Origin of the sequence: Pseudomonas sp. Pseusp88 (assembly GCF_047303955.1) — a bacterium.
Classification (GTDB): Bacteria; Pseudomonadota; Gammaproteobacteria; order Pseudomonadales; family Pseudomonadaceae; genus Aquipseudomonas.
On record NZ_JBGLYM010000068.1, the window covers coordinates 1 to 10,060 of the forward strand.

A 10,060-nucleotide genomic window follows, 5' to 3' on the forward strand; every position below is an offset into this window, starting at 1 on the left:
TTTGATCTGGGCCTCCCGCGTGTCATTGACACGGGGGGGCGGGGGGAGCGAGTTTTGTGGGAGAAAATGTTGTGGGAGCTAATTCATTCGCGAAGAGGCCGGTACATCCGATAGATATTCGTCGCCTGGAATGCCACCTTCGCGAATGAATTCGCTCCCACAGAGGGCGCCCACGACATCCCATCCCAATTCATGTAGTAGAGCGTTATTCAGAGCTGCCAACCAAACAACTCACAGGCATTGCGCGTGCTGACCCGCGCCAGTTCCTCGGCCTCAACCCCCAGCAACCCCGCCAGCGCCGCGCAGATATCCGGCAGATGCTCCGGGCTGTTGCGCATATTGGGGTACATGGCCGGGGCCATGTCCGGCGAATCGGTTTCCAGCACTATGCTGTCCAGTGGCAGTTCGGCGATGACCCGGTGCATGCGCAGTGCCTGGGGCCAGGTCGGGGCGCCGCCCAGGCCAAGCTTGAAGCCCAGGCGGATATATTCCCGGGCCTCTTCGCGGCTGCCGGCGAAGGCGTGAATGATGCCGCTGCGCTTGAGCTTGTGCCGTTTGAGCGTCGCGATCACCGCAGCATGGCTGCGCCGCACATGCAGCAGGGCAGGCAGGTCGAAGTCAGCAGCGAGGCGCAGTTGCGCTTCGAAGATGTCCTGCTGGCGTTCGCGATCCAGATGCTCGACAAAGTAATCCAGGCCGATCTCACCGACTGCACACAGCTGCGCATGACCCTTGAGGCGGGTCAGCCAGTCGCCCAGCTCGGTCAGGTGCTCGGGGCGGTGTTGTTCCAGGTAGATCGGGTGCAAGCCAAAGGCTGCCTGCAACGCCGGATCTGCGCAGGTCAAATCCCACAGGCGCTGCCAATTCGGCTGATAGACGCCCAATACCACCATGCGCTGCACACCCAGCCGCTTGCAGTTGGCCATGATCGCCGCGCGGTCGCCTTCGAAGTCCGGGAAGTCGAGGTGGGTATGGGTGTCGATCAGCTGCATGTCAGGCCTCGTGAATACGCTGCTTGAAGGTCCGCACGATGGCCTGCACACCGGGTTCGTATTGGTCCTGCTCGATGGCGGCCAGGGCCAGGGCCAGGGCTTTTTCCGCGATCAACTGATGCTGCTGGGCCATGGCATTGACCGGCAGTGGCAGAAAGTCCAGCAACTGGGTGTCACCAAAGGTGCCCAGATGCAGTTGCGCCGGGTTCAACGCCCGCTCCTGCAACACGTCGAATACGCCCTGCAACAACACGTAGGAGGTGGTAATCAAGGCATCAGGCAAATGGCCCAGGCGTTCGAGCACTTCGTTCATTAGCTGCCGGCCTGCGGCGCGGCTAAAGGACTCGCCATGCACCTGGGTTACGCCGCCGCTGAAGCCGTTGAGGGCATCGGTAAAGCCGCCTGCCCGCGCCTGGCTGACACTCAACTCCGGCCGCGCGCCGATCAGGGCGATATGTTCGGGTCGGGTTTTAAGCAGGCTGCGGGTCAGTTGCAGGCTGGCGTCATGGTCGTCGCTGACCACCGAGCAGAAGTGCCGGGCGTCCATCTCGCGGTCGATGGCGATGATCGGCAAGCCCTTGTTCTGCAAATCCCGGTAGCTGTCATCGCTGGCGGGCAGGCAACTGGCGACGAACAACGCATCGCAGCGACGGGCGCGAAACAGCTGCAGGAGTTGCAGCTCGCTGATGGGGTCGTCATCGGAGCTGGCGATCAGCAATTGATAACCGTGGGCGCGCGCGCCCTGTTCCAGCAGCTTGGCAATGCGCGCGTAACTGGGGTTTTCCAGGTCCGGCAGGATGAAGCCCAGGGTGCGGGTATGACGGCTGCGCAACCCGGCGGCCTGAGGGTTGGGGCGAAAGCCATGTTCGTCGACCACCGCGCGGACCCGCTCCACCGTCGCATTACTGATGCGCTGCTGCTCGGCCTTGCCGTTGATCACATAACTGGCGGTGGTCACGGAAACACCGGCCAGACGCGCGATATCACTGAGTTTCAAGCCGACATCCTCTTGTTATGCCCGTGTTTTGCAGGCGTCTTATCGTCGTGGGGCGATTTTACCGATCGTAGCCCTTATGCACAGCAGACCATTGGCGCGGCGCAACGTCCGCAGCTTTTTTGCCAACTATCCGACCAGCGCCGGATGCCATCGGCAATGACAGGCTTCAACCGCAGCAAATAATCGAGTAACGTGCCGGGCTGAATTAGATTAAACGATTCAGCTGGTCTTTTCGCTGCTGTAATCGACATGAAGATGCTGTCGCATAGATATTGCTTTGATGGCCTACGATCTAAAAACAAGAATTGGACGCGAAACCGCGTCCTGAAGGAGAAAGGCATGCTCGAGCTCACTGTAGAGCAAATATCCATGGCGCAGACGGCTGTGGATAAATCCGCCGCACTGGAGCTACTGGCCGATCGGTTGGTCGCCGATGGCCTGGTCGCCGAAGGTTACCTGCAAGGTCTGCAGGGCCGCGAGCAACAAGGCTCGACCTTTCTCGGCCAGGGTATCGCCATTCCCCACGGCACCCCCGACACCCGCGAACTGGTATTCACCACCGGCGTGCGCCTGATGCAGTTCCCCGACGGGGTGGACTGGGGTGACGGGCAGAGGGTCTACCTGGCCATTGGTATCGCTGCCAAGTCCGATGAGCACCTGCGCCTGCTGCAACTGCTGACCCGCGCCCTCGGCGAGACCGATCTGGGCGAAGCCCTGCGCCAGGCGAAAAGCCCCGAGGCGCTGCTGCAATTGCTGCAAGGCGCGCCCCAGGAACTGGCGCTCGACGCACAGCTGATCAGCCTCGGTGTGTCGGTGGATGATTTCGAAGAGTTGGTCTGGCGCGGCGCCCGCCTGCTGCGCAAGGCCGAGTGCGTCAACAACGGCTTTGCCGCCGTGCTGCAACAGGTCGAAGCGCTGCCCCTGGGCGATGGCCTGTGGTGGCTGCACAGCGAGCAGATGGTCAAGCGTCCGGGCCTGGCCTTCATCACCCCCGACAAACCGATTCGTTACCTGGGCCAGCCGCTCAAGGGCCTGTTCTGCCTGGCCAGCCTCGGTGAAGCCCATCAGGCTTTGCTCGAACGCCTGTGCGCGTTGCTGATCGAAGGTCGTGGCCACGAGCTGGGCCAGGCCACCAGTAGCCGCGCAGTATTGCAGGCACTCGGTGGCGAAGTGCCGGATGAATGGCCGACCCAACGCATCGCCCTGGCCAATGCCCATGGCCTGCATGCACGCCCGGCGAAAATCCTCGCGCAACTGGCCAAGAGCTTCGAAGGCGAAGTGCGCGTGCGGGTACTGGATACCGGTGAGTCGGCGGTTTCGGCAAAAAGCCTGAGCAAACTGCTGAGCCTCGGTGCCCGTCGCGGTCAGGTGCTGGAATTTATCGCTGAACCAGGCATCGCCGCCGACGCCTTGCCCGCGCTGCTCGCCGCCGTGCTGGAAGGGCTGGGCGAAGAGGTCGAGCCGCTGCCGACCGCCACCTCGCCCGCGCCGGTGGAAGTCGTGGTGGTCAAGGAAACCCTGGCGCCCGCCGACGGCAGCCAGCTTCAGGCCGTGCCTGCGTCGCCGGGCATTGCCATTGGCCCGGCGCACATCGAAGTGCTGCAAGCCTTCGACTACCCGCTGCTGGGTGAGTCGGTGGAGATCGAGCGCGAGCGCCTGAACCGCGCCCTGACCGAGGTGCGTCAGGATATCGAAGGGCTGGTGGAGCGCAGCAAGGCCAAGGCCATCCGCGAGATTTTCATTACCCATCAGGAAATGCTCGACGACCCCGAACTGAGCAGCGAAGTCACCCTGCGTCTGCAACTGGGCGAGAGCGCTGCCGCGGCCTGGAATAACGTGATCGACGCCGCCGCACGCCAGCAGGAGCAACTGCACGATGCGCTGCTGGCCGAGCGTGCCGCCGATCTACGTGACGTCGGGCGCCGGGTGCTGGCGCAGATTTGCGGCATCGAAACTCTGGTCGCGCCGGACGAGCCCTACATTCTGGTGATGGATGAAGTGGGGCCGTCCGATGTGGCGCGCCTCGATCCGAGGCAAGTTGCCGGGATTCTTACCGCGCGCGGTGGCGCCACTGCCCACAGCGCCATTGTCGCCCGTGCCCTGGGCATTCCGGCACTGGTCGGCGCGGGGGAGAGCGTACTGCTGATCAAACCGGGCACGCGCCTGCTGCTCGATGGCCAGCGTGGCCGTTTGGTGGTGGCACCGGACGACGCCACCTTGCAGCGGGCCCTGGAAGATCGCGACAACCGCGAGCAACGTCTGCGTGCCGCTGCGGCCCTGCGCATGGAGCCCGCTGTGACCCGAGACGGCCATGCCGTAGAAGTCTTCGCCAATATCGGCGACAGCACCGCAACCCCGGCCGCCGTTGAGCAGGGCGCCGAAGGCATCGGCCTGCTGCGCACTGAACTGTTGTTCATGGCCCATTCCCAGGCACCGGATGAAGCGACTCAGGAAGCCGAATACCGTCGTGTTCTCGATGACCTTGGCGGTCGCCCATTGGTGGTGCGCACCCTCGACGTCGGTGGCGACAAGCCGCTGCCGTACTGGCCGATTGCCAAAGAGGAAAACCCTTTCCTCGGGGTGCGCGGCATTCGCCTGACCCTGCAACGCCCCGAGCTGATGGAAAGCCAGTTGCGCGCATTGCTGCGCTCGGCGGATTCACGACCGCTGCGGATCATGTTCCCCATGGTCGGCACGCTTGAAGAGTGGCGCCAGGCCCGGGACATGACCGAGCGCCTGCGTCTGGAGATTCCGGTGGCTGATCTGCAACTGGGCATCATGATCGAAGTACCGTCCGCCGCATTGCTGGCCCCGGTATTGGCCCGTGAAGTGGACTTCTTCAGCGTCGGCACCAACGACCTCACCCAGTACACCCTGGCCATCGACCGCGGCCACCCAAGCCTGTCGGCCCAGGCCGACGGCCTGCATCCGGCGGTGCTGCAGCTGATCGATATCACCGTGCGCGCCGCCCATGCCCATGGCAAATGGGTGGGCGTGTGTGGCGAGCTGGCCGCCGACCCCCTGGCCGTGCCGATCCTGGTCGGCCTGGGCGTCGATGAATTGAGCGTCGCGCCGCGCAGCATCGGCGAAGTCAAGGCCTGTGTGCGCGAGCTGGACCTGAGCGCCGCGCAAGCCATGGCGCAGACCGCGTTGACCCTGGGCAGCGCCCCGGATGTCCGCGCCCTTGTGGAGGCTGTGTAATGTCCCGGATCCTGACCCTGACCATGAACCCCGCCCTGGACCTGACCGTGCAACTGGGTCAGTTGCAGGTCGGCCAGGTCAATCGCAGCGAGGCCATGCTCAGCCATGCGGCGGGCAAGGGCCTCAACGTTGCGCAAGTGCTGGCCGACCTGGGCCATGAACTGACCGTCGCCGGTTTCCTCGGCGTCGACAATCAACTGCCTTTCGAAACCCTGTTCGGCCAACGCGGCTTCGTCGACGAATTCGTCCGCGTGCCGGGGGAGACCCGCAGCAATATCAAACTGGCGGAAAGCAGCGGGCGCATCACCGATATCAACGGTCGCGGGCCTCAGGTCAGTGTCGAGGCGCAGCAGGCGTTGTTTACCCGTATTGAGCAGATTGCCGGCGGTTTTGATGTGGTGGTGGTCGCGGGCAGTCTGCCCAAGGGTGTCAGCGCCCAGTGGCTGCAAAGCCTGTTACTGCGCCTCAAGGAACTGGGCCTCAAAGTCGCCCTGGACACCAGTGGCGAAGCCTTGCGTGCCGGGCTGCAAGCCGGGCCGTGGCTGATCAAACCCAATACCGAAGAACTGGCCGACGCCCTCGACTCGCCGATCATTTCCATCGAGGCCCAGGCCGACGCCGCTGCGCGCTTGCAGAAGCAGGGCATCGAACATGTGGTGATTTCCCAGGGCTCGGAAGGCGTGCACTGGTTCGCTGACGGCTTCGCCTGGCAGTCCCTGCCGCCGAGCGTCACGGTGGCCAGTACCGTCGGCGCCGGAGATTCGCTGCTGGCGGGCATGGTCCACGGCCTGATCAGCGGCCACACGCCGGCCCAGACCCTGCGCACCGCCACCGCCATCGCCGCCATGGCCGTGACCCAGATCGGCTTCGGCATCAGCGACATCGTGCAGCTCAAAAAGCTGGAAAGCGGTGTGAGCCTTCGTAATCTGGCAGAACAATAAATAACCCCGGTCTCCCGCGAGGTAGTGGGAGCGAGTCTTGTGGGAGCGAATTCTGTGGGAGCGAATTCATTCGCGAAGAGGCCGGTAGATTCGACGCATCTTTTTCGCCTGAAACACCGTTTTCGCGAATGAATTCGCTCCCACAGCCAAGAGCAGGCGGGCGATGTTCCAACGAATAAGAAATGAGGGATTGTGATGAAACTAGCCATTATTACCGCCTGCCCCAACGGCCAGGTCAGCAGCGTACTCAGCGCGCGCCTGTTGGACGCTGCCGCCAGGCGCCTGGGCTGGAGCACTGTTGTCGAGATCCACGACCCGCATCACCCCGAGCGGGCACTGTCGGCTGAGGCCATCGCCGAGGTGGACTGGGTGCTGGTGGTCAATACCGGCGTGCTGGACCTGTCGCGGTTCGTTGGCAAGCGCATGTTCCAGGATACCCCTGCCCATGCCCTGCAGGACGTCGACGGCTTCCTCCATCGCGCCGCCGACCAGGCCAGGGTGCATGAAGCCAGCACCGAAGCCGTGGTTCCGGTTGCCGCGTCAACACACAAGCCGCGCATTGTCGCCATTACCGCCTGCCCGACCGGCGTGGCCCACACCTTCATGGCCGCCGAAGCCATCCAGCAGGCGGCCAAGCGTCTGGATTACGAGCTGCAGGTCGAGACCCAAGGCTCCGTCGGCGCGCGCAATCCCCTGAGCGCCGAAGCCATTGCCCAGGCCGATGTGGTGCTGCTGGCCGCTGATATCGAGGTGAATACCGCGCGTTTCGCCGGCAAGCGCATCTACCGCTGCGGTACCGGCATTGCGCTGAAACAATCGGAAGCGACCCTGAAAAAGGCCTTGGCCGAGGGCAAGGTCGAGAGCACCGATGCGGCGGCGAGCGGCCCGGCCAAACAGGAGAAAACCGGCGTCTACAAACACCTGCTGACCGGGGTTTCGTACATGCTGCCGATGGTGGTGGCCGGTGGTCTGCTGATTGCCTTGTCCTTTGTCTTTGGCATCACCGCGTTCAAGGAGCCTGGCACTCTGGCCGCAGCCCTGATGCAGATCGGCGGCGAAGCGGCCTTTAAACTGATGGTGCCCTTGCTGGCGGGCTACATCGCTTATTCCATCGCCGACCGTCCGGGCCTGGCGCCGGGGATGATCGGCGGGCTGCTGGCCAGCACCCTGGGCGCCGGTTTTATCGGCGGTATCGTCGCCGGGTTCATTGCCGGTTACTGCGCCAAGGCGATCAACCACTACGTGCGGCTGCCGGCCAGTGTCGAAGCGCTCAAGCCGATCCTGATCATCCCGCTGCTGGCCAGCCTGATCACCGGGATGGTGATGATCTATGTGGTCGGCAAGCCAGTGGCGAGCATGCTGGCAAGCCTGACCCAGTTCCTCGACAGCATGGGCACCACCAACGCCATTCTGTTGGGCATCGTGCTGGGCGCGATGATGTGCGTCGACCTCGGCGGGCCGATCAACAAGGCGTCCTATGCCTTTTCCGTGGGCCTGTTGGCCTCCCAGAGCTACGCACCCATGGCCGCCGCCATGGCCGCAGGCATGGTGCCGCCGATCGGCATGGGCATCGCCACCCTGATCGCCCGGCGCAAATTCGCCCAGAGCGAGCGCGAAGCGGGCAAGGCCGCCTTCGTGCTGGGGCTGTGCTTTATCTCCGAAGGCGCGATTCCCTTTGCCGCCAAAGACCCACTGCGGGTGATCCCGGCCAGCATCATCGGCGGCGCCCTGACCGGTGCCCTGTCGATGCTGTTCGGCTGCAAACTCATGGCGCCCCACGGCGGCCTGTTTGTCCTGCTGATCCCCAATGCCATCAACCATGCGGCGCTGTATCTGCTGGCGATCGTGATTGGCAGCGTCGTCACCGGCGTGCTGTACGCCGTGCTCAAGCGGCCGGAAGTGGTGGAGATGGATATTGCGCCGGTTGCGGCGTGAACAAGTGACAGACGACCACCGTCTGTAGGAACCGGCTTGCTGGCGATCGAGTGCGCAGCGCTCGCACTAGCTTCAGCGTCTGGTCTGACGCCATCGCCAGCAAGCCGGCTTGCTCACACCACTGAGACCGCTTTTTCATCGCCAGAAAACGCGCATTCAGAGTGAAAAATCGGTGATTAATGCAACCCCGCTGCCTTGCAGGCCTCGACAAAGGTTGCACCGTGTTTGTCCATGGCGGTCTTGACCGATTTATTGGCCTTTACCAGGGCCGGGCTGGGTTGTGCCCACTGTTGCGGCGGTAGCGGCTGGGACCAGGCTTGTACCTGTTCGGGCATGACCGGTCGGCCTTTGCGGTGGGCCCACTCGGCCAGCATGTAGGGCATCTTCCAGAAGGTCAGAACGCGACGGATATACCACCAGCGCAGGGGCCAGGGGCTGCGTTTGGGATAACCGAAGTACTCGCGCTCCTCATGTGAAAGATCGGCGCCTTCGTCATCCATATGGCAGAAGTAGCGGGCTTCCTCGCGCTCGACTTCAAAGGTGTGCAGCCCTTCGTAGGGCTTGAGGCTGTCGGGGGTGGGGGGCAGGCTCAATAGCGCGGCCAGCGGGCAGGGCTTGTCGACCAGTTGGCCGTCTTCCATGTAGTTGCGGATGGCCGCCCATAGCCCCAGGGAATGGGCGTCGCTGGGGCGTGGCAGCAGGATGAACTGCACTTCGTCCCGCTCTTCATCCTCCAGGCCCATGCCCAGGGTGTACTGGCGCGTGGCCCCGTACTGGGTGACGCCCTGGGTATTGGAGACCCAGGCGACCACGCTTTCCCAGGGCACGATCAGCACCCGATGGGTCTTGGCATCGACGTAGCAGACTTCGCGGCGCTGGCGGTTAAAGCGCACGGGGTAGGTTTTGGCGTCGGAGAAGACGCTGGAGAGCATGCCGTATAAATAAGCCCCTAGCGGGATGATGAATAGAAGAGCGCCTGTTGCAAATACTTCTATAAAACCTCCAACAATATCGAGGAATTTGCGGTCCATTCCCGGCGGGTTAGCCATTACAAGAAAGATGCAGATAAGTACAGGCGCTATAAACGCTGTACACAATGCCATCCAGATTCCGGCAGCTAATATCTTTCCTTGTTCAACCATCCCTCTATTGTTGCCGCCCAACTCAATAAACGTTTCGTTCATCTCCGAAAAGCTCTGGCTGGAGACCTGCATCTGCCCGGTATAGATCGGCAATGGCGCGAGGAACAAGGTCTCGTTCAAGCCCGACATGCGGATTTCCCCGGCGCGGGGACGCTGGCTGCGGATATCCGGCCCCGGTTCGGGGGGCGCGGTTTTTTTGCGTTTGAAGGGGTTATTAAACATCAGGGCTCGCGTTATCCAGTTAATGCAGTCCCGCTGCCTTGCAGGCCTCGACAAAGGTTGCACCGTGTTTGTCCATGGCGGTCTTGACCGATTTATTGGCCTTTACCAGGGCCGGACTGGGTTGTGCCCATTGTTGCGGCGGTAGCGGCTGCGACCAGGCCTGTACCTGCTCGGGCATGACCGGTCGGCCTTTGCGGTGGGCCCATTCGGCCAGCATGTAGGGCATCTTCCAGAAGGTCAGAACGCGACGGATATACCACCAGCGCAGGGGCCAGGGGCTGCGTTTGGGGCCGCCTAGACGTTCTCGAGCTTTGTTGGACAGATGGGCGCCTTCGTCATCCATATGGCAGAAGTAGCGGGCTTCCTCGCGCTCGACTTCAAAGGTGTGCAGCCCTTCGTAGGGCTTGAGGCTGTCGGGGGTGGGGGGCAGGCTCAGTAGCGCGGCCAGCGGGCAGGGCTTGTCGACCAGTTGGCCGTCTTCCATGTAATTGCGGATGGCCGCCCATAGCCCCAGGGAATGGGCGTCGCTGGGGCGTAGGCCACCGGCGCGAGCTTGGGAAAGCTCGCCTGACCATCGCCGAACAGCAGTTTGTGGGCGTTGGCGCTGTGCTGGAAGTGGTAATGAATGCC

7 protein-coding genes and 1 pseudogene are annotated in these 10,060 nt (G+C 63.0%); 3 read left to right on the plus strand and 5 right to left on the minus strand.

The genetic code is table 11. The features are described from left to right. Positions 1 to 209: 209 nt before the first annotated feature. Both ACCD02_RS32255 and cra read right to left on the minus strand, forming a co-directional pair. The gene (locus ACCD02_RS32255; RefSeq protein ID WP_413310637.1) at positions 210 to 992 is read right to left on the minus strand and encodes a TatD family hydrolase; all 783 of its coding nucleotides are present in this window, start codon (positions 990 to 992) and stop codon (positions 210 to 212) included. A gap of 1 nt (position 993) precedes the next feature. Further along, the gene (gene cra, locus ACCD02_RS32260; RefSeq protein WP_413310638.1) at positions 994 to 1,989 is read right to left on the minus strand and encodes a catabolite repressor/activator; all 996 of its coding nucleotides are present in this window, start codon (positions 1,987 to 1,989) and stop codon (positions 994 to 996) included. A gap of 339 nt (positions 1,990 to 2,328) precedes the next feature. Between cra and ptsP the strand changes: the two genes are divergently transcribed. The 3 genes from ptsP to ACCD02_RS32275 all read left to right on the plus strand — a co-directional run bounded on the left by ptsP (position 2,329) and on the right by ACCD02_RS32275 (position 8,066). Continuing rightward, the gene (ptsP, locus tag ACCD02_RS32265) at positions 2,329 to 5,190 is read left to right on the plus strand and encodes a phosphoenolpyruvate--protein phosphotransferase (RefSeq protein ID WP_413310639.1); all 2,862 of its coding nucleotides are present in this window, start codon (positions 2,329 to 2,331) and stop codon (positions 5,188 to 5,190) included. Then, a complete protein-coding gene (gene pfkB / locus ACCD02_RS32270) occupies positions 5,190 to 6,131 on the plus strand; it encodes a 1-phosphofructokinase (RefSeq protein ID WP_413310640.1) in 942 nt (313 codons plus the stop codon). The genes ptsP and pfkB overlap by 1 nt, the downstream gene beginning before the upstream one ends. 195 nt (positions 6,132 to 6,326) lie before the next feature. Continuing rightward, on the plus strand, positions 6,327 to 8,066 hold the full coding sequence (locus ACCD02_RS32275) for a PTS fructose-like transporter subunit IIB (RefSeq protein WP_413310641.1): 1,740 nt from the start codon (positions 6,327 to 6,329) through the stop codon (positions 8,064 to 8,066). Between the two features lie 176 nt (positions 8,067 to 8,242). Here ACCD02_RS32275 and ACCD02_RS32280 read toward each other — a convergent pair whose 3' ends face one another. The 3 genes and pseudogenes from ACCD02_RS32280 to ACCD02_RS32290 form a co-directional block, all read right to left on the minus strand. Beyond that, complete coding sequence (locus tag ACCD02_RS32280) at positions 8,243 to 9,430, minus strand: DUF6708 domain-containing protein (protein ID WP_413310642.1); 1,188 nt, start codon at positions 9,428 to 9,430, stop codon at positions 8,243 to 8,245. 19 nt (positions 9,431 to 9,449) lie between these two features. Continuing rightward, on the minus strand, positions 9,450 to 9,914 hold the full coding sequence (locus tag ACCD02_RS32285) for a hypothetical protein (protein WP_413310643.1): 465 nt from the start codon (positions 9,912 to 9,914) through the stop codon (positions 9,450 to 9,452). Between the two features lie 50 nt (positions 9,915 to 9,964). Continuing rightward, positions 9,965 to 10,060 (minus strand): annotated as a pseudogene (locus ACCD02_RS32290) (hypothetical protein); the annotation flags it as partial.

Bases quoted from the DNA above. Each gene is read 5' to 3' on its own strand.
- ACCD02_RS32255 (WP_413310637.1), bottom strand. From the start codon at position 992: ATGCAGCTGATCGACACCCATACCCACCTCGACTTCCCGGACTTCGAA.
- ptsP (WP_413310639.1), top strand. From the start codon at position 2,329: ATGCTCGAGCTCACTGTAGAGCAAATATCCATGGCGCAGACGGCTGTG.
- pfkB (WP_413310640.1), top strand. From the start codon at position 5,190: ATGTCCCGGATCCTGACCCTGACCATGAACCCCGCCCTGGACCTGACC.
- ACCD02_RS32275 (WP_413310641.1), top strand. From the start codon at position 6,327: ATGAAACTAGCCATTATTACCGCCTGCCCCAACGGCCAGGTCAGCAGC.
- ACCD02_RS32280 (WP_413310642.1), bottom strand. From the start codon at position 9,430: ATGTTTAATAACCCCTTCAAACGCAAAAAAACCGCGCCCCCCGAACCG.
- ACCD02_RS32285 (WP_413310643.1), bottom strand. From the start codon at position 9,914: ATGGAAGACGGCCAACTGGTCGACAAGCCCTGCCCGCTGGCCGCGCTA.